This window comes from Alteromonas sp. 4NS20-0143 (assembly GCF_057542855.1).
Genome location: NZ_BAAJLR010000002.1, coordinates 732289 through 753181, shown reverse-complemented (window position 1 = coordinate 753181; position 20893 = coordinate 732289). Strand labels below are relative to the sequence as shown.

At 44.7% G+C, this 20893-nt stretch carries 19 protein-coding genes; 10 read left to right on the top strand and 9 right to left on the bottom strand.

Annotation, left to right across the window (positions count from 1 at the left end):
- Positions 1-34 precede the first annotated feature (34 nt).
- Together AC27HD_RS06995 and AC27HD_RS06990 are read left to right on the top strand one after the other, a co-directional pair.
- Positions 35-1216 carry a hypothetical protein gene (locus AC27HD_RS06995; protein WP_032095716.1) on the top strand — a complete coding sequence of 394 codons (1182 nt, stop codon included), beginning with the start codon at positions 35-37 and terminating at the stop codon, positions 1214-1216.
- 164 nt (positions 1217-1380) lie between these two features.
- Complete coding sequence (locus tag AC27HD_RS06990; protein WP_032095717.1) at positions 1381-3000, top strand: methyl-accepting chemotaxis protein; 1620 nt, start codon at positions 1381-1383, stop codon at positions 2998-3000.
- A 272-nt stretch (positions 3001-3272) separates the two neighbouring features.
- On the opposite strand, the gene rpoD is transcribed toward AC27HD_RS06990, so the two are convergent.
- From rpoD to rpsU, 5 genes are all read right to left on the bottom strand, one after another.
- On the bottom strand, positions 3273-5105 hold the full coding sequence (rpoD, locus tag AC27HD_RS06985) for an RNA polymerase sigma factor RpoD (protein WP_163107472.1): 1833 nt from the start codon (positions 5103-5105) through the stop codon (positions 3273-3275).
- 24 nt (positions 5106-5129) lie between these two features.
- On the bottom strand, positions 5130-5300 hold the full coding sequence (locus AC27HD_RS06980; protein WP_160173352.1) for a hypothetical protein: 171 nt from the start codon (positions 5298-5300) through the stop codon (positions 5130-5132).
- A 207-nt stretch (positions 5301-5507) separates the two neighbouring features.
- The gene (dnaG, locus tag AC27HD_RS06975; RefSeq protein WP_032095719.1) at positions 5508-7286 is read right to left on the bottom strand and encodes a DNA primase; all 1779 of its coding nucleotides are present in this window, start codon (positions 7284-7286) and stop codon (positions 5508-5510) included.
- A gap of 155 nt (positions 7287-7441) precedes the next feature.
- Positions 7442-7888 carry a GatB/YqeY domain-containing protein gene (locus AC27HD_RS06970; protein WP_032095720.1) on the bottom strand — a complete coding sequence of 149 codons (447 nt, stop codon included), beginning with the start codon at positions 7886-7888 and terminating at the stop codon, positions 7442-7444.
- 494 nt (positions 7889-8382) lie between these two features.
- Entirely contained in the window at positions 8383-8598 is a 216-nt protein-coding gene (gene rpsU, locus AC27HD_RS06965; protein WP_012517258.1) for a 30S ribosomal protein S21, read from the bottom strand.
- A gap of 368 nt (positions 8599-8966) precedes the next feature.
- Here rpsU and tsaD point away from each other — a divergent pair, with 368 nt between their 5' ends.
- Both tsaD and AC27HD_RS06955 read left to right on the top strand, forming a co-directional pair.
- Positions 8967-9980, top strand: coding sequence for a tRNA (adenosine(37)-N6)-threonylcarbamoyltransferase complex transferase subunit TsaD (tsaD, locus tag AC27HD_RS06960; RefSeq protein ID WP_032095721.1), 1014 nt, complete (start codon positions 8967-8969; stop codon positions 9978-9980).
- 162 nt (positions 9981-10142) lie between these two features.
- Entirely contained in the window at positions 10143-11402 is a 1260-nt protein-coding gene (locus tag AC27HD_RS06955) for an alkaline phosphatase family protein (protein WP_487104615.1), read from the top strand.
- Positions 11403-11465: 63 nt separating this feature from the next.
- Here the strand turns inward: AC27HD_RS06955 and plsY are convergent, their stop codons facing one another.
- Positions 11466-12068, bottom strand: a complete 603-nt coding sequence (plsY, locus tag AC27HD_RS06950) for a glycerol-3-phosphate 1-O-acyltransferase PlsY (RefSeq protein ID WP_487104613.1) — start codon at positions 12066-12068, stop codon at positions 11466-11468.
- Between the two features lie 325 nt (positions 12069-12393).
- On the opposite strand from plsY, the gene folB reads away from it, so the two are divergent.
- From folB to AC27HD_RS06930, 4 genes are all read left to right on the top strand, one after another.
- Positions 12394-12747: a dihydroneopterin aldolase gene (gene folB, locus AC27HD_RS06945; RefSeq protein WP_032095724.1), complete on the top strand. Its 354-nt coding sequence runs from the start codon at positions 12394-12396 to the stop codon at positions 12745-12747.
- The gene (gene folK, locus AC27HD_RS06940) at positions 12747-13241 is read left to right on the top strand and encodes a 2-amino-4-hydroxy-6-hydroxymethyldihydropteridine diphosphokinase (RefSeq protein WP_163107464.1); all 495 of its coding nucleotides are present in this window, start codon (positions 12747-12749) and stop codon (positions 13239-13241) included. Before folB ends, folK begins: the two co-directional genes overlap by 1 nt.
- Positions 13242-13249: 8 nt before the next feature.
- The gene (locus tag AC27HD_RS06935) at positions 13250-14050 is read left to right on the top strand and encodes an undecaprenyl-diphosphate phosphatase (protein ID WP_032095726.1); all 801 of its coding nucleotides are present in this window, start codon (positions 13250-13252) and stop codon (positions 14048-14050) included.
- Between the two features lie 200 nt (positions 14051-14250).
- Positions 14251-14622, top strand: coding sequence for a histidine triad nucleotide-binding protein (locus tag AC27HD_RS06930; protein ID WP_032095727.1), 372 nt, complete (start codon positions 14251-14253; stop codon positions 14620-14622).
- A gap of 98 nt (positions 14623-14720) precedes the next feature.
- Here AC27HD_RS06930 and AC27HD_RS06925 read toward each other — a convergent pair whose 3' ends face one another.
- On the bottom strand, positions 14721-16421 hold the full coding sequence (locus tag AC27HD_RS06925; protein ID WP_032095728.1) for a dipeptidyl-peptidase 3 family protein: 1701 nt from the start codon (positions 16419-16421) through the stop codon (positions 14721-14723).
- 380 nt (positions 16422-16801) lie between these two features.
- Between AC27HD_RS06925 and AC27HD_RS06920 the strand changes: the two genes are divergently transcribed.
- A complete protein-coding gene (locus tag AC27HD_RS06920; protein ID WP_032095729.1) occupies positions 16802-17638 on the top strand; it encodes an HDOD domain-containing protein in 837 nt (278 codons plus the stop codon).
- A gap of 145 nt (positions 17639-17783) precedes the next feature.
- Here the strand turns inward: AC27HD_RS06920 and AC27HD_RS06915 are convergent, their stop codons facing one another.
- Positions 17784-18956 carry a benzoate/H(+) symporter BenE family transporter gene (locus tag AC27HD_RS06915; RefSeq protein ID WP_032095730.1) on the bottom strand — a complete coding sequence of 391 codons (1173 nt, stop codon included), beginning with the start codon at positions 18954-18956 and terminating at the stop codon, positions 17784-17786.
- A 192-nt stretch (positions 18957-19148) separates the two neighbouring features.
- Here AC27HD_RS06915 and AC27HD_RS06910 point away from each other — a divergent pair, with 192 nt between their 5' ends.
- Positions 19149-19760 (top strand): helix-turn-helix domain-containing protein, encoded by a 612-nt coding sequence (locus tag AC27HD_RS06910; protein ID WP_052010132.1) that lies wholly within the window; start codon positions 19149-19151, stop codon positions 19758-19760.
- Positions 19761-19810: 50 nt separating this feature from the next.
- On the opposite strand, the gene rdgC is transcribed toward AC27HD_RS06910, so the two are convergent.
- Positions 19811-20722, bottom strand: coding sequence for a recombination-associated protein RdgC (gene rdgC / locus AC27HD_RS06905; RefSeq protein ID WP_032095731.1), 912 nt, complete (start codon positions 20720-20722; stop codon positions 19811-19813).
- Positions 20723-20893 lie beyond the last annotated feature (171 nt).

The following is a 20893-nucleotide window of genomic DNA, read 5'->3' as shown; positions in this document are numbered from 1 at the left end:
TTTTACCGTATTAGACTGAATTAAAGGAACAAGCATGAAAAAGAAACTTGCTATCTTATCAATGGCTAGCCTTGTGGCTGCACCCGCTATCGCCGAAGTTCAAATTAATGGTTTCGCCAACCTTATTGGCGGAATGACACTTGACGACAACGAATCTGTTTACGACTACGACAGCGATTTTAGCTTCGACCCAGCCAGTGTATTTGGTTTACAAGTTCGCGGTGAAATCAGTGACAAGTTGTCTGCTACCGCGCAGGTTGTAGGTCGTGGTAGAGACGATTACGACGCCGACTTCGAATGGGCGTATATGACATATAACGTGTCTAATACTACAAGCATTAGTGCGGGCCGCATTCGGATGCCGTTATTCAAATACTCTGCATCGTTAGATGTTGGTTATTCTTATCACTGGTTAACGCCACCTGACTCGGTATACGGCATCGACTTTAACAACATTGATGGTGTAAGAGTTGATTACTCTAACTACTCTGGTGATTGGGAATATGGCGCACAGTTCACTACAGGCCGTGCTCAAGCTGACACTACCATTTCTGGAACACCTGCGGCACTTACCTTAGATAATGTTTTAGCGGTATCGTTTGAAGTAACAAGAGATTGGTTTAGTGCACGTACGTTGCTAGCACGCGGTAAAACGAGTGCAGAAAACCCAGAGTTTGATGCGTTTGTAGACGGCGCTGGTCAGTTTGGTGCAGTGGTTCCTGGTGCATCGGCATTAGCGTCTGGTTTGCGCGTAGAAGAAGACACCGGAACCTTCTTTGAAGTAGCCGTTGGTGTAGATAAGTACGATTGGTTTGTGGGTGCAGAATACACTCAAACAGAAGTAGATGGTTCTGTTATTGCTGACAACAAAGCATGGTATGTGACTGCCGGTTTACGTTTTGGGAAATTTACCCCGCATATTACTTATGAAGTTGAAGAGGCAGACAATGGCGCGCAGCTTGGTTTAGTTGCAGCACTTCCTCCAACAATCGCGACTGGCGATGCGGTAACAGATGCAACTTGGTCTGGCATTTATCAAGCAGCTAGCGGTATTGCTGCACAGCAGAACCTTGACGTGTCTGCGGTAACTGCTGGCCTTCGTTATGATGTTGAGCCTGGCTTGGCGCTAAAGGCTGATGTCACTTGGTATAGCGATGACCTTAACGACTTAAACGACGCAACGTTGCTAAAAGTCGGCGTGAACTACACGTTCTAAAACGCTAATGAAGCTCGGCGCGAATACTGGATAAGTACCTAGAGCGCCGAGCGTCAACTATTTATTAAAGTTTTCGTTAATCTTGTAGATATATTACAGTAGTAGTGTCTTGTCAGGTATTCCTGAGCAGTAGTTGGACGATAATAAAAATAGTGAGATAGCAGATGAGTTTTCTTAAAAAAATGCCAATAGCGACTAAAATCTTCCTGATCCCAGGAATTGCTGTTTTAAGTTTCGTTATTTACCTCCTAATCACTGTCTATACTGCGTTAAACAATGGCGCTATTTTAGAAAAAGTCCAAACAGTGCAGTTTCCAGCACTGCAACTATCAGCCTCTACACTCGTGGAAATGCAAAAGGTACGAGATACCTTGTCTAGCGCCGTGACTACAGGCGATCAAGATACCCTCGTTGCTGCGCAAGAATTGGCAAAAGAAGCTAAAGGCGGAATGAATCAAATTGCGGGTATTAGCCCTGACTTTCGCTCTGACATGGCTAAAATTTCCTCCGGTTTTGACGACTATTTTAAAGTCGCTTTTAATGTGTCTCAGTCAATGGTTGACGGCACAGCTGACTTTAGTCGATTAGGCGAGCTATCTAGCAAAATGAATTCGTCTTATGACGGTGTAATTGTGGCAATGACTCGTTTTCGAGACGACCAGCAAGATGCCTTTGAAAAAGCGTTTGAAAATACTGACTCGGCCAATACGTCACTTATCAGTACCGGCGTTGTGTTAGCGATAGTGGTTTCCATATTATTATTTGCAACCGCTATCCCTATTGTTCGCGGTATAAAGCAAAGTATCGACGATGTAGTTCGCTCATTAAAAGATATTGCACAGGAAAATGGCGATTTAACGGTTCGCATTGAAACGAACAGCGAAGACGAAATTGGTGAGCTTGTTCACTGGTTCAATCAATTTATGGACAAACTTCAGGGCGTGGTGAAAGACGTTGTTGAGGCAAGCCTCCCACTGTCAAACTTAGCCCAAAACTTGCGCGGCGTAACGGAAGAAACGCAGCGCACTATCGATGTACAACAGCGTTCAGCAACTAATGCAAAACAAGCAGTTGATACAATGAGCGGCTCGGTTGACGGTGTAGCGCAAAGTGCTGCACAAGCAGCAAGTGATGCTAACGAAGCCACCAGCGCTGCAAGCGAAGGCCGTCAAATTGTTCAGCAAACCGTGACGAGTATTCAACAACTTGCGGACAATGTTCGTGAAACTGCTGATGTCATAGGTCGTCTAGAGTCTGATTCAAATAAAGTGGGCTCTGTATTAGACGTAATTAAAGGAATAGCGGAGCAAACAAACTTGCTGGCACTTAACGCAGCGATTGAGGCCGCCCGTGCGGGTGAGCAAGGTCGTGGTTTTGCGGTGGTTGCCGATGAAGTGAGAACGTTGGCGTCGCGCACTCAGCAATCAACAGAAGAGATTCAAAACACCATTGAACAGCTTCAAAGTGCGGCTCAATCAGCGGTACAGGTTATGGCTAAGGGCACTGAACAAGCTTCTAATAGTGTAGAAACGGCAAACAAAGCCGGTAGTAGTCTCGAAACAATTACGAGCACCATCGGCCGTATAAACAACATGAACGAGCAAATCGCCCACAACACTGAAGATCAGCGTACTGTTGCTATTGATATTGTCCGCCACGTAGATGAAATTCATCAGCGCACGGAACAAACGGCAACACGCTCTGGAGAGCTGGGAAGCATGTGTAATGAACTGGCTAACTTAGCGCAGCACTTAGAGTCTATAGCTAAACAGTTCCGCGTATAGCGACACGGTTAAATTCATCCATACTAAAAAGCCTCCTTGCGGAGGCTTTTTTTACTCTTAATGCTCAGTTATATAAGCCAGAACCATTTAGATAAAGTGGCCAGCTGTTCATAGCAAAAAATCATAGCGAAAAAAATCCCCGGCTCTCGCCAGGGATTTTGTTTTTTATTTAGCTTGTTTTGCACTTATTAGATTGATGTAGTCTTTAATTTCAAACTCACCTCAAACTAATGCCTAGCGGTAGCTTCGCCTGTGAAGCTACCGCTAGGATGCTATTCGTCTAAAAAGCTGCGAAGCTGCTCAGAGCGGCTAGGGTGGCGAAGCTTACGCAACGCTTTAGCCTCAATCTGACGAATACGCTCACGAGTTACGTCAAACTGTTTGCCCACTTCTTCTAGTGTATGGTCAGTATTCATATCAATACCAAAACGCATACGTAGAACTTTAGCTTCGCGGGCTGTAAGACCAGCAAGTACTTCCTGCGTAGCACCTTTCAAGCTTCCGCCCGTCGCCGAGTCTAAAGGCTGCACAATGGTGCTGTCTTCAATAAAGTCGCCAAGATGTGAATCTTCATCATCACCAATTGGCGTCTCCATAGAGATCGGCTCTTTTGCAATCTTAAGCACTTTACGGATTTTATCTTCCGGCATTAGCATGCGTTCAGATAATTCCTCTGGCGTTGGCTCTCTGCCCATCTCTTGAAGCATTTGGCGAGAGATACGGTTTAGCTTGTTGATAGTTTCAATCATGTGCACAGGAATACGGATTGTTCTGGCTTGGTCGGCGATTGAACGCGTAATAGCCTGGCGAATCCACCACGTTGCATACGTTGAAAACTTGTAACCACGACGGTATTCAAATTTATCAACTGCCTTCATAAGACCAATGTTACCTTCTTGAATAAGGTCGAGGAACTGAAGTCCGCGGTTGGTATATTTCTTAGCAATTGAGATAACAAGACGAAGGTTAGCTTCAACCATCTCTTTTTTCGCACGGCGGGCTTTCGCTTCACCGATAGACATACGACGATTGATGTCTTTTATGTCTGCGATAACCAAGCCAGTTTCTTGCTCAACTTGATTCATCTTGCTAATACAGCGCTCTACTTCTTCTTGATGTACAGCAAGTTCGTCGGCATAAGGAGCGCCAGATTTCACTGCAGCAAAAAGCCACGCTGTTGATGTTTCATTTCCTGCGAACGCTTTAATGAAGTCTTTCTTTGGCATTTTTGCGTTAACTACGCAAAACTTCATGACAAGACGTTCCTGAATACGAACTTTGTCCATCATATGACGCATGTTTTTCACCATGCGATCGAACTGCTTAGGAACAAGTCTGAATTCTTTAAAAATGTCGCTTAATGCGTTGATCTGCTTGCGTGCTTCTGCGTGCGAACGACCTTTCTTCTCAATGACATCACGCGTTTTGATGTATTGAGTACGAAGTTCGTCGAAACGCGCTCTCGCAAGTTCAGGGTCTACGCCAGTGTCTTCTTCTTCCTCGTCCTCGTCATCGCTGTCATCGTCTTCATCTTTTAACTCTTCTTCTGAAAGGTCAGAACCGATGTGCGTTGCCGTTGGAGCAAGATCTTGATCGTCATCAGGGTCAACAAAGCCAGAAATAATATCGCTTAGGCGAATTTCTTCGGCTTCATATAAGTCCCATTGATCAAGCAAATAAGTAATTGCTTCTGGGTATTCTGCTACAGAACACTGAACTTGGTTTATGCCATCTTCAATACGCTTGGCTATTTCAATCTCGCCTTCGCGTGTTAAAAGCTCTACGGTTCCCATTTCACGCATATACATGCGGACAGGGTCTGTAGTACGGCCAATTTCACTTTCTACAGTTGCAAGTGCTTGCGCTGCAGCCTCTGCTGCATCTTCGTCTGCATTTGCTTCTTGCATGAGAAGTTCATCTGCATCAGGTGCTGATTCAGAAACTTGAATTCCCATGTCGTTGATCATGCGGATAATGTCTTCTATTTGATCAGAATCGACAATATCTTGCGGCAGGTGGTCGTTAACTTCTGCAAAGGTTAAGTAACCTTGCTCTTTACCTTTTGCAATCAGGAGCTTAATCTGAGACTGCTTGCTTTGCGCCATATAACCTACACTTCTCACATTCAATTAGTTTGCAATAGACAAGACACCATACGCTGGCGTATGTTCCATCTTATCTGCTGGAGTACTGATGTTCGTATCAATGCCGTTTGTGCCCAATGCGACGCTTATGTGTGCGATGCGCATCCGCCCGAGTTTGGTTTTGCCCGTGTTATCGGCTATATATTGTTTACTCACATTGCTGTTTTTTCGTTCACATAGCAGCCAGGCAGTAATTGCTCTGTATGTATTGCGATTGAACACAGCGAATTAGTCAGTATAACAGAAAAATCAGTGATTTTACCAGATTACTGGCTGATTTTTTAAACAGCAATCATTTGCAATTGAAATTTACAGGGTATGCTGATTTTCGCTGTGCATTTTTGCAGCGAAGTTCAATACGCCCTAACTATTTTGCCGTTCTTTCATTAACAGCGTTAATTCTTCTTTCTCTGCTCTACTTAGTGATTGCACTCGAGAGCGCGATAGTAATGTCTCTATTCGGCTTTCAAGGTGAGCATCAAGTAAACGCGTAAAACTATCGTTATAGACCCGTTCTGCGTCTTCATCTTTAACTAAGTGCTCTTGCAACAATAGTTTTGCGATAGTAGAAGAATGGGGATGGTCGCGGAAGTTTTCAACAAGCTGACTGGTTTTAGCCTCTGGGTTAGCCAAACAAAATGCGTGTACATCGCGCAGCAAATCCATGCCCGCCGCTGCGCTACCGGTAAAAATGCCAATTTGCACATCGTCACAAGTCGCGGCCAGTTTTGGTGAGTCTAAGAGTAAGCGAATAAGCATACGAAGGGGTGATAACTTGGGTTTGTTTACCTGAGTTAGATTTGGGGAGTAGGCTTTTTTGCTGCCTTGGTTTGCTTTTGAGATGTCTTGCTGAAGCTTGAATCGGTCAAATTCTCCGGTGTGCTTAGCTAGCTCTTCAAGCAACATATTTTTCTGATCAGCGCCTAACGTTGACTCAATAAGAGGCATTGCGGCTTTCTTAAGGGCTATTTTTCCTTCAGGTGTGCCCACATTATGACTCTTAAGTAGGTTCTCAAAAAAGAAACGCGATAGCGGCATAGCTTCGTTAAGCATGCCTAAGAAGGTATCTTTGCCCACCTGGCGTACCATGGTATCTGGATCTTCACCATCGGGTAGAAATAGAAACGATAATCGCACGCCGTCTTTTAATGCGGGTAGCGCGTTTTCTAGCGCTCTCCAGGCCGCTTCGCGACCTGCACGGTCACCATCGTAACAGCACACAATGTGCGATGTTGCGCGAACCAGCATTTGGATATGCTCTAAGGTCGTGGCTGTGCCTAGGGCTGCGGTGGCAATATTAATATCGAACTGGCTTAACGCCACGACGTCCATGTAGCCTTCTACGACTACAACTGTGTCTAGCTGCCGGTTTTGCTGGCGCGCAGAATAAAAGCCAAATAGCTCGTTGCCCTTATGGAAAATACGGGTCTCTGGCGAGTTAAGGTATTTGGGACCACCGTCTTCTAATACTCGTCCGCCAAAGCCAACCACACGCCCTCGTTTGTCTCGAATAGGAAACATAATGCGGTCGCGAAAAAAATCGTAGGTACGGCCCTGGTCATTTTTATTAACCAATCTCAAATCAATAAGCTGCTTTATTTGTTGAGGACTTTTTCCAAATGTATCCAGCAATGCGCTCCAGCCATCAGGCGCATATCCAATTTCCCACTGCTTGACAATGTCGCCACTCAAACCGCGATTTTTAAGATAATCGATTGCCTTTTTACTGTTTCCGTTTTGGCGAAGCTGGTGTTGGAAAAAGCGTGTCACCTGCTCCATTAACGTGTAGTCGTCTTGCAGCTGCTGCTTCTTTTCCTCACTCATGGCAGGGCGGCTGCCCTTTTCTCGTGGTACTTCTAGCCCGTGATATCTAGCGAGGTCTTCAATGGCTTCAACAAACTCTAGGCGGTCGAATTCCATGATAAAAGAGATGGCGTTGCCGTGGGCTCCACAACCAAAACAGTGATAAAACTGCTTATCTTGGCTGACAGTAAAAGAGGGCGACTTTTCGTTGTGAAAAGGACAGCAAGCTTGATAGTTTTTGCCTGCTTTTTTTAATTTTACTCGGCTATCGACCACTTCTACCACATCGGTACGTGAAAGAAGATCATCAATAAAGTCGCGGGGTATTTTTCCAGCCATGAGGGATTCGTATAAATAAAACGGTGGTTACTTTAACAGGGATAGCGAAAAATGAGAATGTATTACCGCACCCAAGTTTGTTGGTTGCGGTAATTGGTAATAGTCAGCACTCTCTACTAATGGTTTTCGAATCGGTGACTATTGCGCTTACATTCTTAGGCGTTTAAACGGGCTTTAATTTTTGCACTAAGTGCGCCCATATCGGTGCGACCTTGTACCTTTGGTTTTAATGCGCCCATTACTTTCCCCATATCTTGCATACCCGATGCACCCGTTGAGGCCATGGTGTCATCAATTAACCCATTGAGTTCTTCATCAGTAAGTGGCTGAGGCAAGAAGTGTTCAATATAGGTGATTTCTTCCCGTTCCTTGCTTGCAAGGTCGTCTCTGTCTGCTGCATCAAACTGAGCCGCGGCGTCTTGGCGTTGCTTCACCATTTTCGTGAGTACCGCAAGTACAGCAGGGTCATCGAGCGTGATTTGCTCGTCTATTTCTTTTTGCTTAATTGCCGCAAGGGCCATTCGAATAGTGCCTAAACGCAGCTTCTCTTTCGCGCGCATTGCATCTTTTTGGGCAGATTTTAAATCATCGATTAATGCCATGATAGTTTCCGTATCCTTTGTTAGCGAGTCGTTGTTGGATATAACGTTATGGGCAATAGGATAATCAATAGAAAGATAAATGGAAGCTTTATAAGCGAAAGGGCCCAATGAGAAGTCTAAAAAATGGGTGGACGAAATATAAGCGCTAAATAAAAAGGATGAAAAATAGAGTTCAATGTAGATGGTTCGATAACGAGTTTAATTATAGCGCGATTGTAAAACGGATTGGTTATCAGAAAAGGCTAATTGATATGCGCCAGCTGCTGCGTACTGCTCTTTGCACTGCGGCTTAGCACGGTTCTTTATACTAAGGCTTAGCATTACTTTTTATACTAGGGTTTAGGACTACTCTTTATACTTAGCTTGGTACTTTGGCCTCATATTAAAAGCAAACAGATACAAAAAAAGATCCAAATAAGGATCTTTTTGATACTTCAGAAACGCGAAAGGTGCTGCAATAGCAACACCTTTCGTACTCGTAATTAAACCCTAGTTTAGTAGAGTTTTACGCGACGTGCGTTTTCACGAGCTAGCTTCTTAAGATGACGCTTTTTAGCGGCAGCTTTCTTGCGCTTGCGTTCCCACGTAGGTTTTTCGAAGAATTCACGACGACGAACTTCAGATAGAACACCTGCTTTTTCACAAGAACGCTTAAAACGACGCAGCGCCACATCAAACGGCTCGTTTTCTCTAACTTTAACGATAGGCATTTAAACACTCACCTCAAAACTTTACTGTGTATATCCGGGTAAAATTGTGCGCTAAAAAGGCCACCCGGGTTAAAAATGGTGCGAAATTCTAATCATTTCTGCAGAGAAAGTAAAGGATGAATTGCTAAAAAATAGCCAATATCGTGCATTTACTCCTTTGCTAGCATTCCATGAATGCAGGTTTACAGGTAAACTCTGCGCCTAAGAAACATAAGCTACCCAGTTTCATCCCCCTAACGCTGCCTTTTTAGAGCGTATCTGGGTTCTGAATTTCGGGTTAGAAAGATAATCACGGGCGGATCATAAAGATGATCGCCGCAGATCGCTAGTAATATTATTGGTTTTTGTTGTAAAAAGGTGAGCGCTTAATGCGAATTTTAGGAATTGAGACGTCGTGCGACGAAACCGGCATTGCAGTATATGATGACGAGCAGGGCTTATTATCTCATGAGTTATACAGCCAAGTTAAGCTGCACGCCGATTATGGTGGAGTCGTTCCCGAGTTGGCTTCTCGCGATCATGTCCGCAAAATTATTCCCCTTATCGAAAAAGCGCTGACTGACGCAAATACAACATCAAAGGATATTGACGGCGTTGCCTTCACTCAGGGGCCAGGCTTAATTGGTGCGTTACTTGTGGGCTCGTCCGTTGGGCGTTCACTCGCCTATGCGTGGAATGTACCGGCGGTTGGTGTGCATCACATGGAAGGCCATTTGTTAGCACCGATGTTAGAAGACAATGCGCCTTCATTTCCTTTCGTGGCGTTGCTTGTTTCTGGCGGCCACTCAATGTTGGTGAATGTAAAAGGCATCGGTCAATACGAAGTACTTGGGGAGTCAGTCGATGACGCTGCAGGTGAAGCGTTTGATAAAACCGCGAAACTTCTCGGTTTAGATTATCCAGGCGGTCCATTGCTTGCCAAATTAGCGGAAAAGGGTGAGCCCGGTCATTATAAATTCCCAAGGCCTATGACTGACAAGCCAGGTTTAGATTTTAGCTTCAGCGGCCTCAAAACCTTTGCTGCAAACACAATTAGAGCATCTGATGGCAGCGACCAAGTTAAAGCTAACATTGCATTTGCATTCCAAGAGGCTGTGGTGGACACGCTTATGATCAAATGTAAGCGGGCGCTGAAACAGACGGGCATGAAACGATTAGTTATTGCCGGTGGTGTCAGCGCTAATCACATGCTGAGGCAAAAAATGAAGGTATTGATGGATGAGCTACACGGCGAAGTATTCTACCCCAGCCTAGCTTACTGCACTGACAACGGAGCCATGATTGCCTATGCCGGAATGCAAAGATTAAAAGCAAACGAAGTCCTTGAACTAAGCTCTCAGGCCAAGCCTCGCTGGCCGCTAGACACGCTCACTGCAGTTTAGATACTGCTGTTTGGGTGTTAGGTTTTGGGTATAGACTCAAGCGTTTAGGTATTAGGTTTGGGTATTAGGTTTAGGCATTAGGTGCAGGCGCGCGTCTAAGACGGGGAACGCGTCATCTTTATTTGATGTGCGCCTAATGTGTTCGCAATAAGGAATAAGAACATGATTAAATTAATGACCGCTGTGTTATCTGCATGGATGTTACTGGTGTTATCTCAGACCGCAAGTGCGAGTGAAGAGACCACGCAGCAGACTCAGTACGTCGTGTTGATTTCACTGGATGGTTTTAGGCACGATTACGTTGAGCTACACGGCGCGTCTCATCTAGCTCGCATAGCCAAAGAGGGCGTGCGCGCATCAAGCATGACACCGGTTTACCCAGCAAATACGTTTCCTAATCATCTGTCGTTGATTACAGGGTTATTACCTAAACATCATGGCATTGTGAATAATCGTTTTTTTGATAAAACAAGACCAATGAAAGAGGGCTATGCTCGCTACAGTATGGGCAAAGGAAAGACAGACAGTACCTGGATTACGGCAACGCCACTGTGGAATTTAGCCGAGCTAAACGGGCTTAAAGCGGCAACCTTTTTCTGGCCAGAGTCTGATGCACGAATTGGCGGCGCGCTTCCCACCTATCACTTTCCTTATTCAAAATATACAAGCTATCAACAGCGAATAGACCAGATGGTTCAGTGGTTAAGTTTGCCTGAAGTATCTCGACCTCGCTTTGTCACTGGCTACTTTTCGCTAACCGATACGGTAGGTCATGACGAAGGGCCTTATTCGCCCTTAACCAAAGATGCAGTTGTGCAAGTGGATGCCCTCGTGGGTGAGTTGTATGACCGAATTCAAGCATTAGATATAAACGTTAATGTGGTCATTGTATCGGACCACGGTATGACTCCGGTAGATAGCAATAAGGTCATTGATGTGTCAGCACTGTCTATCCCAGATACATTCTCGGTAGAAAACGAGGGCGCACAAGTTCATATTTACGCCCCTAAAGACGCGAGTGAAGAAGTGATATTGCAAGAGACAAACCGTTTATCTGCTATTTCTAATGAGCGGTATAAGGGACAGTTCGTTGTGCTTAGCGATGCTCAGCGAGAAATACGTCAATTTGAAAAGGGGAGTAGAACGGGAGACATCCTGTTAGAGGTGGCACCCCCAGCGCGTTTTATTGATGATGCAACAGGTCATATCAGCAAAGGCGGTCATGGCTACCTCAATACGCTGCCAGATATGGGCGCCACTTTTATTGCTGCAGGCCCTGCGTTCAAAGAAGGGGTTACGCTGCCGGTGTTCAGTAACTTAGAAGTTTATCCTGCCCTTGCTAAAATAATGGGTATAGCCCCGTTCACGCCCATAGATGGCAAACTTGACGTACTCAATCAAGGGCTAGTGCATTCACTTTGAAACATAAGCACTGGAACACTAACATCGAAACATTAGTGCAGAAACATTAACACTGGGGGCGAGTCATTCTTTGATAGACCCTTTATCCCACACTTTACTCTCAGAGCCGCTTAAAAGCCGTACAATGTTGTCTTTATGCCTAATAATAATGAGTATGGATAACATGGCCACTGGAATTGTATAGAGCGGTTTTACCAGCCAAGTAAAAAGGGGCGCTAGGCTTACGGCAACAAGCGCGCCCAATGAAGAATAGCCGGTGATAAAGACCACAAGCACCCAGCTCACAATGAGAAGCCCTGCCAAGTCTAGACCTATTGGCAACATGGCACCAAAAGCGGTCGCCACCGCCTTTCCGCCTTTAAAACCAAAGTACAGTGGGAAAATGTGACCAAGGCATGCGGCTATTGCAATTAGCCCTAATAGCACAGGTTCAATATTTAAAAAGTAACTGCCATAAACGGGGATGGTTCCCTTTAAAATATCCATAACCAATACAAGTAGGGCTGGTACACGTCCACCGAGCCGGTATACATTCGTAGCGCCTGGATTTTTAGAGCCTGCAGTTCTTGGGTCTGGAAGAAGAAATACTCGGCTGATGAGTACCGCACTCGACAGCGAACCAAAAAGATACGCAACGGCAATCATTAATATTGTTAAGGAAATCATTAGTTTATTTTTTCACTCATTGGCGTTTCATTTTCCTAACGTTTTAATTGTTAAAACGCTATTAGGTGCTTAACTGCTAGCCGCGACCCTCATTGTTCAAACTAAGGTTTCTCAGTCTCATGTAACGTTTTTGTCTTCGTTAAATATGAAAACCTCAGTTGCCCCGTGTTGCCATACAGCGGTATAGTTGTGCATCATTTACTGCGGTAAGCTTTGCATCAGCATAACGCTACTTCATCCAAATACGATATACCACCTTTGGCCTGCATTTATGTAAGTCAATTCGCAGTAGTAAGACCAGTAAACACATAAGTTGAAAGAATTCATGGGTAAAATATATATAACTGGATTAACGGTAAATACGTTAATTGGGGTTTACGATTGGGAGCGCACACAGCAAACTGCGCTGCTTTTAGACGTAACCCTAACCGCAGACCTAAACGCAGCCATGCAAAGCGATGATGTAAACGACACCATTGACTATGCAAAAGTGGCAGAGTGTATTGTTGACGTTGGTCAGCGTAGCGAGTTTGAACTATTAGAAGCCTTTGGCAACGCCGTAATGATATCGGTACTTGACGCTTTTGCCGTGTCCGCTATCACCGTTAAAATTGTAAAGCCGAATATTTTACCCAATGCACAAACGGTGGCAGTCGAGCTTTGCCGAGAGCGTAGTTAATGTCTCAACACACCATTTTAATTAGTGTAGGCTCTAATATTGAGCGTGAGCATTACACTCGACAGTCAATTATTGCGTTAAAAAAGCACTTTCAAGACGTTTCGCTGTCTTCAGTGTACGAAAGTGAAGCGGTAGGGTTTAACGGCAGTCCATTTTATAATTTAGTGGCTAAGGCAAATACCTCACTGAGTATAGAACACGTATGCGAAACCTTGAAAAACATTGAGCGGGACAATGGGCGGGTTCATACCGACAAAAAGTTTTGTGCTCGTACATTGGATTTAGACCTTCTTACCTATGATGACACCGTGACTCGTTCACCCGTTGTGTTACCAAGAGAAGAGATTTGTCACAATGCCTTTGTATTATGGCCACTGGCAGAGCTGGTACCCAATAGTATTCATCCTGAAACACAACAAACCTATGCCCACATGTGGGCGTCTTTCGATAAGCAGAAGCAGCGACTTTGGCCTGTTGACTTTACCTGGAGCTAAGCAAGGGAATGACACTTTTTGAAATTATAATTTTAGCTATTATCCAAGGGGTAACGGAGTTTTTACCTATTAGTAGCTCGGGACATTTACTGTTACCGGCGGAGCTTTTTGGCTGGGTAAGCCAAGGTTTGGCCTTCGATGTCGCGGTTCATGTGGGCAGCTTGTTAGCCGTAATGATTTATTTTCGCCAAGAAATTATGCAAATGACGGTCGCATGGTGTACGCAAGGGTTCAGTAAACAGCAGTCCACTGACAGTAAGCTGGCGTGGTACGTCATTATTGCGACCATTCCTGCGGTTATTGTGGGTTTTCTTATGAAGGGCTGGATTGAAGACAACGCCCGAACGGCGCTGGTTATTGCCGCAACAACTATTATTTTTGGCCTGGTATTGTGGTACGCCGATGCGACCGCCAAGCGAAAGCACGAGCTTGATACACTTAACATGAAACAAGCGATATTCATTGGCTTGGCGCAAGTGTTAGCTTTAATACCCGGTACGTCCCGTTCGGGAATAACCATGACCGCAGGATTGATGCTTGGCTTAAAGCGTGAAGCATGCGCCCGTTTTTCTTTCCTATTGTCTATTCCAGTGATACTGGGGGCAGGCTTATTGGCAACCTACGATTTGATTGAAGCCAACGAGGCGGTGGACTGGCAAGCATTAATGTACGGCGCTATGTTCTCTTTTGTGAGTGCTTACCTTTGCATTTACCTATTTTTAAGCTGGATTGCGCGCATAGGGATGCTTCCTTTTGTGATATACCGCCTCGCGCTTGGTGCAATACTTTTATGGTTTGTCTTTGCTTAACCTGTGGTTGAAAAGCTTAGCTTGAACAGAAAAGCCCGAATAGAAAAAACAGCTAGAGAGCGAGATTAAAAAGCCAAATTTGAAAGGCAGACATGTCAAGCTTGGCTTTGTAGAGCTCGCTTTGTAAAAAAGCAGTGCGCCAGAATGGCATAACGTTTTAAGGCGCGTCAGATTACAGTGTAAATAAAAGGAGCAACAGGATGTCGGACACTATTTTTACCAAAATTATTAATAAAGAAATCCCCGCGGACATTCTTTACGAAGATGACATGGCGTTGGCGTTTAAGGATATTAATCCCCAAGCTCCAGTCCATTTTCTTGTTATTCCAAAAAAGGCCATTGCCACAATCAACGATATTACAGCTGACGACAGGGAAGTGGTTGGTCATTTATCAGTAGTGGCGGCGAAGGTGGCCAGCGATTTAGGGGTTGCCGAGCAAGGCTTTCGAACTGTCATGAACTGCAACGAGTTTGGTGGCCAAACGGTTTACCATATTCACCTTCATGTACTGGCTGGGAAACCGTTAGGATGGCCTCCGTACACAGAAGATATGAAAAAGCACGTTGAATAGCGAGCAGCCTACAAAGCCGTGAAATAATGAAAAACGCCGCGTTATTGGCAATAACGCGGCGTTTTTTATAAAAGCAAAAATTAAAAATCAAACTGCGATCACTCGGGTAATCCCAGCACTTTTTTACCTTGGTTAAAGTGTATATCCACTGGGATGTTAGCATCGCTTAAACGGGCTAAGTCAGAGTTTAGTTGCGGCTTAATAACGCCCATTGTCTCGACAAGTTCACCAACGCCATCATAGTCACCATCACCTTGAAGGGTAAGAATTAACTCTGATAACGCTTCCACGGCTGCGCCCATTTTTCGCATGTTGACACGATACAGTCCGTCTTCAGTTTTCTCAAACGCACCTTGCTGTGCAAAAAAGTTAAACCTAATCATGTTTGCTTTACCGTGCGCTGAGCTTGCACCAAAGCGAACCGAGCGGAATATGCCGGCCATAAAGGTGACATAGTAATCCTCTAGTGAACCCTCTGTAATCTCACCTTTCTCAAGAAGACTTTGCACCATGTAGAGACCTAAAATATCGGCTTTGCCTTCCTCTAATGCGGATGCGTGTTCCTTCAACGCCTGGCGAACGGTGCTTGAACCATCAAGGGTATTCTTAATGCCTAAACCGTGAGCCACTTCATGGAACATGGTATTGGCAAAAAAGGCGTCGAAGGTAATATGCTGACGCTGCTCAGGAACAATAAGTGTATCTGCTATAGGCACGAGGATATTGTCGAATTTTGCCTGCATAGCATTTTTAAGCTGTAGTCGACGAGTCCCTTTCTCTAACTGTACACGTTCATCATTGGGTAGATTGATGGCGATGGTTTTACTGCCCGCATTAGAGTGACCTGCATAATAAATAACATCATAAGCATTTAGGTCGGCGTCAGACCCCGGCACTTCGGCTTTATAAGCTTTTGCTACTGGCAGTCCTTGCTGTAACTCGGGTAAAAACGCTGCATATTTAGCAAGCTTTTCGCTCCATGCTAAGTCTTTCACCAGCACATAAGCTTCAAACGCGGCGCGGTAGCCAAATAACTGATCCTCATAGGATTCAATGGGGCCAATCACTAACTCAATAGGGTTGGTTTTCATGTCCATCCACGCCATATCAGAGGCAAGGTAGTCATCGGTTAACAGTGCATCTGCTCGCAATGTTAAGTACGCCTTAAAACTCTCATCTTCAGCAAGCTCGGCCGCTTCAAGAAGAAGATCAGAGGCTTCCATCAAATCACTTTTAAACGCTTCTGAATAAGGCACGGAATACAAATTTCCCGCTTCATCACGCTTAACCATGGAGTATAGCCCCTGCTTATCAGCAAACTCTGCGGTAGCAAATTCAGCCTTTTCCATGTCATGGGGGTAAAACTGTGCTCCAGCGAATTTCGCATCGAAGCCACTGATAAAGGGGGTATCGCCATTTAAACGATCCCATGGACCGTAGTTAATTGAAGCGAAGTGACGTACCTCTTCACTTTTAATCCCACTCAAAAATGAGGCTTTGCTGCCAAAAAATGCCTGTTGCCAGAATAGCTCATCCATTATTTTTGATGCATCAATGAGAAGCGATAGCATCTTATGCTGATTATCGCTGAGATGGTCTAAATTGGCGGTAAGGTCCACTGGGTGATAAATAGTCAGTCTTGACTCATCCACTAGCAGAGTCTGCTCTGTGTCCGCCGTGTCTTCAAGTGCTGTGTTTGCTGATTTAGTATCTGTGGGTTGGCTGCATGCGCCTAACATAAATACACCGGCAAGTGCCGCTGCTACAGGAGATAGACCTGTTCTTATTATTTTTTTCATTGGTTGTTTTACCGTCTGTCGTTAGTTTTATTAATCGTATTAATTTGATTTTACATCAAAGGCAAATAGCTTCTACTATTCACTTTGTTGTTTGAAATCAAAAGTATTTTCTCGTCTATTATCTATACTGTAATAGGTGGCTTGTTCGCCTGTATATTTAGTTGGTCGAAATCGAAACACTGCGATAGTATGGTTAAAGTTATACTATTATAAAAAGCCTGTCCCGCTGAAAATATGAAGGGATGCTGTATTGAAAATGAAAGTCGAACGCACAACTATCGATTATGCCGCTAGCGAATCGCGCTTTACTGCATAAACGATATTAATATTTTAGTAAGTGATTGGCTTGAACAAGCCATAAAAAGTCTAAGGGTAGAACTATGTCTACACAGAACGCGCTCTCAACTATTCTTGTTGAAAAAATAAATAATGACACGCTTGTACTGCCTACGCTTCCAGCAATTGCGTTAAAAGTAAGAAAAGCGGCTGATGATCCTGATATAAACCTCAATGCAATGGCCGACGTTATTGGCCAAGACCCATCACTAGGCGCCCGCATGATTAAAATTGCGAATAGTGCATACATGGGGCGTAGCGTAAAAGTAACGTCGATTGGCCAAGCCGTTACGCGAATTGGTCTGCGCCAAATTAAAAATATTTCTACTGCGTTGGCCATGGAACAGCTGTTTGTGTCAAAAAATGACATCGTCACGCGCTATTTGCAAAAAGAATGGGTGCGTACCGTTGATATCGTTGCAAACTCAATGGCGGTGCTGCAGCTCTACATTTCGAGAACGAAAAAGCGTGAGATGAGTCTGGATACCATGACGCTAGCCGCATTAGTTCATAATATTGGTGTGCTTCCTGTATTAACTGAAGCCGAGCGCCACCCAGAAGTCTTTGCCAATCCCTCGTTCCTCGATGTAGCGATAGACAAACTATCCGGTCGAGTGGGCGCGAGCATTATGAAAGAATGGGGATTTGGCGAGACCTTTGTTAACGTTTCACAGCACTGGAAAGACCTAAGCTTTATTCCTGAAAACGTAGACTATATTGACTTTGTTCGCGTGGGCGCAGCCCTATCTGGCGCGATGGATAATCAAAAAGATGCCGTACTCAATTTAGCCATGCAGCGGAACGTGGTTGACGATATTAGCGTATTGCACAGCGACGAGTTTACAGAGCTGTCAAATTCAGCGAAACAAATATTCATGTAAAGCGTATGTTTTTAAGGCCTTAGCACCTTATTTACAAGGTATTGAATTGAAAGAAAGCCAGCACACATTTTTGTGGTAGAAATTGTCTATTCCCAACTACGTGCTGGCTTTTTATTTATATTGAAGTTCACTGAAAAAGAACAATTTAAGAAGGCTTCCCCTCCCTTTTTTGCACAAAAAGTAATCCGAGCCCAAGTCCAAGCCCCCACACCGCAGAGGGTAACGAAAGCAAACTGAATCCAGATGCCGTACACAGCAGTGTTAACAGTGCTGGTGCGCGATGAGACTGCGTTTCCATACTTTTGGAAAATGCTCCCTGAAGTGTTGCTAGCAAAGCCAGCCCTGCCAATAGATGAATGATGACCTTAGGCATGCTGACAAATAATGACACAATGGCCGATGCACAAAGGCCCACTATCAAATACGCAATACCTGCAGCTATTGCAGCTTTGTAACGTTGCTGCTTATCATTATCTACCTCATTTCCCATACAAATTGCGGCAGTAATCGCGGCAAGATTAAACGTGAAACCGCCAAAAGGGGCAAGTATTCCCTGTACAACAGCAATGCCAGAAAGTATGGGTTTATGGTCTGGAAAGTAGCCGTGGATATGGTGAATGGCAATGCCTGGTAAGTTTTGCGATAGCGTTGTAATGATAAATAGTGGTAAGCCTAAACCGATGGCAGCAGACCATGACAATGTGGGGGTAACCCACACAGGGGTTGGGGCGCCTAACACAAACGTGAAGCCTGAATCACTGGCCTGGCTCTGCATGAAAACGGTCACTATGAGAGATAATATTAATAGCACCAACATTAAATACTGGGGAAAAAGTCGACTTCCGGCTATATAGACCGCTAAAAATGACGCAACGATGTAGGGATACTCATTCACATCACTAAAAATAGCGAGGCACAGGGGCAGTAAAATACCTGCAAGGAGCGCACTTGAGATGGCGGGTGGGATGCGGCTAATTTGTTTAAGCAGAAGTCTGCTTTGCGCGGTTATGAGTGATAAACAAGCGCAAACGATAAAAGCGCCGATAGCGTCGCTGTAGGAGTATTGTTCTACTGTGGTAAGTAAAAATGCGGCACCTGGTGTCGACCATGCCGTCACCACGGGAACTTTAGTGAACCATGAAAAAGCAATACACGTTACTCCCATGCCAAGCCCTAAGGCTAGTAGCCAACTTACCACCATAGCGTCTGACGCGCCGGCACGCTTCGCGACGTCAATAACGATGACAACGGCACTGCTATAGCCAACAATGACAGCGGTAACCCCCGCGCTAATATGCCGTAAAGAAAATCCACTCATTGTCCATGCCTTTGTTTGAACAGTATTTACTGTTTTCACTTTGAAAAATGATTACCGTTACTAAAATGTTGTGCGTTATAGCGCACAAAGTTTGTGGGGCAAGAGTAGCACTTGTGCGCTATAGCGCACAAGTGCAAAAATAACGTATACTGAGCCAAAAGGTTTTAATGATTTCTTGGCAATAAGGTAGGTATGTTGGAAGGCAGCGGAAGTAAAATTACCCATAATGTGGCGCAAAATTTACGGCGGGTAAGGGGCGAAAGAAAGCTATCACTCGATAGTGCGTCTCAGTTAACCGGCGTATCAAAGGCCATGTTAGGGCAGATAGAAAGAGGGGAGTCGAGTCCAACCATTGCTACGCTGTGGAAAATAGCCACTGGACTACAGTGCTCTTTTTCTTCGTTCTTGGGCAGCACTGCAGCAACACGCGCAAACAGCCAAGAAAGCAGCCAGGAAACCAGTAATGAAACCAGTAATGAAACCAGTGTACTGCAACCGCAGGTTGAGTTGATTGCCGACCCTAATATGCAGGTTGTCACTTTATTCCCCTTTGATCCACTGACGTCATTTGAGGTGTTTGAACTGGTATTATCTCAACACCATGAGCAACACTCCACAGCTCACCAAGCAGGTGTAACTGAGCGTATTCATGTTATCTCTGGCGTGTTAAGTGTGATGCAAAACGGTCAGTGGGAAACGCTAAAAGCAGGGGAGCAATGCGTATTAGCGGCAGATCAGGCGCATGCTTACAGAGATGATGCAGGTGAGACTCGATTTATGGCAATAATACACTACCCTCAATAATACATTACCCCCAATAAGCGTCGTTGGGGGTAATCAGGGCTTAATAAAAACTACAGGTCGTTGTCATTCAGCTTCAATGTATCTCGAAGGAAGTTTAACAGCGTGGTTATTTCCGCTGACATCAGTGCGAACTCTGCATCTAAACGAGCTTCAACCTGATCTTTAGGGACGTCTTCAGTTTCTTCTTTAAAGCGGTCGGTAAATTTAATACGTTTTACCGCACCATCTTCACACATGATTGCCGATAGGCTTTCAGCATATTCAAACGCCACTTTTTGAACAAGTTTACCAGCAGATAAATGCAGGCTAATTTCGTCGCTATCAAGAGGCTGATTTTTACAGCGAATGACACTGCCAGTGTCGTCAGCAGATTTTAATTCTGCCTCTTCAAGCAAATCGATGTTATCTGGCGTCGCGTCTGTTACCCAATGCGTTAACTCGCTTTGCAGGCTATGACGGGTAAATGGCACAACAGGCAGTGAGCCAATCGCCTTTCTTACCATAGCGAGAAACGCCTCGGCTTTGCCATCTGATGAGGCATCCACTACCACTAAGTTGTCCGGTAGCGAAATAAACCCATGGGTATAACTATTCTTTGTGAATGCTTGTGGTAGCAGGCGCGTTTGAATTTCTTGCTTTAAATCTGTTTTGGCTTTTTTACCAACCGCGGCTCCAGTTTCCATTTCTATCTTGGCAACCATTTCTTCAAGTTCAGCATTAACAACCGCTGCAGGTAAAATCTTTTCCTGCTTTTTCAGCGTTATCCAATAGCGCTGCTGAACACAGTGAAACATGGTGCCCGATTTGCCAGCTTGAGAAAAGGGTGAAGCAAATCCCATAGTCGCCATATCTTGGCTGCCGCAAGGTCTAAAAGCATGCTCGTTAAGCATACGTTCTAAATCGTCATCATCGAGCGACAGTGGCTGTGTTAATTGAAATGCTTTTATATTTTTAAACCACATAGAAGGGAAAATCTCATTCAAAAATTAGGGCGCAAGCGTATCAACCAACGCGTCACCGCGCAATTGGAAATGCACCGTTAGGAATACTCGGCTAGCAGTGCTCTCTTTAAATTGAGTAAGGCTTGCAATGAAAAGCGTTAGAAAAGGTTTGTGCATCTTAGCGCGTGTTGT

What these genes read in the sequence shown, in the direction of transcription:
- tsaD (WP_032095721.1), top strand. Translation starts at nt 8,967, where the DNA reads ATGCGAATTTTAGGAATTGAGACGTCGTGCGACGAAACCGGCATTGCA.
- AC27HD_RS06920 (WP_032095729.1), top strand. Translation starts at nt 16,802, where the DNA reads ATGTCTACACAGAACGCGCTCTCAACTATTCTTGTTGAAAAAATAAAT.
- AC27HD_RS06925 (WP_032095728.1), bottom strand. Translation starts at nt 16,421, where the DNA reads ATGAAAAAAATAATAAGAACAGGTCTATCTCCTGTAGCAGCGGCACTT.
- AC27HD_RS06990 (WP_032095717.1), top strand. Translation starts at nt 1,381, where the DNA reads ATGAGTTTTCTTAAAAAAATGCCAATAGCGACTAAAATCTTCCTGATC.
- folB (WP_032095724.1), top strand. Translation starts at nt 12,394, where the DNA reads ATGGGTAAAATATATATAACTGGATTAACGGTAAATACGTTAATTGGG.
- plsY (WP_487104613.1), bottom strand. Translation starts at nt 12,068, where the DNA reads ATGATTTCCTTAACAATATTAATGATTGCCGTTGCGTATCTTTTTGGT.
- AC27HD_RS06970 (WP_032095720.1), bottom strand. Translation starts at nt 7,888, where the DNA reads ATGGCATTAATCGATGATTTAAAATCTGCCCAAAAAGATGCAATGCGC.
- dnaG (WP_032095719.1), bottom strand. Translation starts at nt 7,286, where the DNA reads ATGGCTGGAAAAATACCCCGCGACTTTATTGATGATCTTCTTTCACGT.
- AC27HD_RS06995 (WP_032095716.1), top strand. Translation starts at nt 35, where the DNA reads ATGAAAAAGAAACTTGCTATCTTATCAATGGCTAGCCTTGTGGCTGCA.
- folK (WP_163107464.1), top strand. Translation starts at nt 12,747, where the DNA reads ATGTCTCAACACACCATTTTAATTAGTGTAGGCTCTAATATTGAGCGT.
- rdgC (WP_032095731.1), bottom strand. Translation starts at nt 20,722, where the DNA reads ATGTGGTTTAAAAATATAAAAGCATTTCAATTAACACAGCCACTGTCG.
- AC27HD_RS06910 (WP_052010132.1), top strand. Translation starts at nt 19,149, where the DNA reads ATGTTGGAAGGCAGCGGAAGTAAAATTACCCATAATGTGGCGCAAAAT.
- AC27HD_RS06935 (WP_032095726.1), top strand. Translation starts at nt 13,250, where the DNA reads ATGACACTTTTTGAAATTATAATTTTAGCTATTATCCAAGGGGTAACG.
- AC27HD_RS06955 (WP_487104615.1), top strand. Translation starts at nt 10,143, where the DNA reads ATGATTAAATTAATGACCGCTGTGTTATCTGCATGGATGTTACTGGTG.
- rpsU (WP_012517258.1), bottom strand. Translation starts at nt 8,598, where the DNA reads ATGCCTATCGTTAAAGTTAGAGAAAACGAGCCGTTTGATGTGGCGCTG.
- AC27HD_RS06915 (WP_032095730.1), bottom strand. Translation starts at nt 18,956, where the DNA reads ATGAGTGGATTTTCTTTACGGCATATTAGCGCGGGGGTTACCGCTGTC.
- rpoD (WP_163107472.1), bottom strand. Translation starts at nt 5,105, where the DNA reads ATGGCGCAAAGCAAGCAGTCTCAGATTAAGCTCCTGATTGCAAAAGGT.
- AC27HD_RS06930 (WP_032095727.1), top strand. Translation starts at nt 14,251, where the DNA reads ATGTCGGACACTATTTTTACCAAAATTATTAATAAAGAAATCCCCGCG.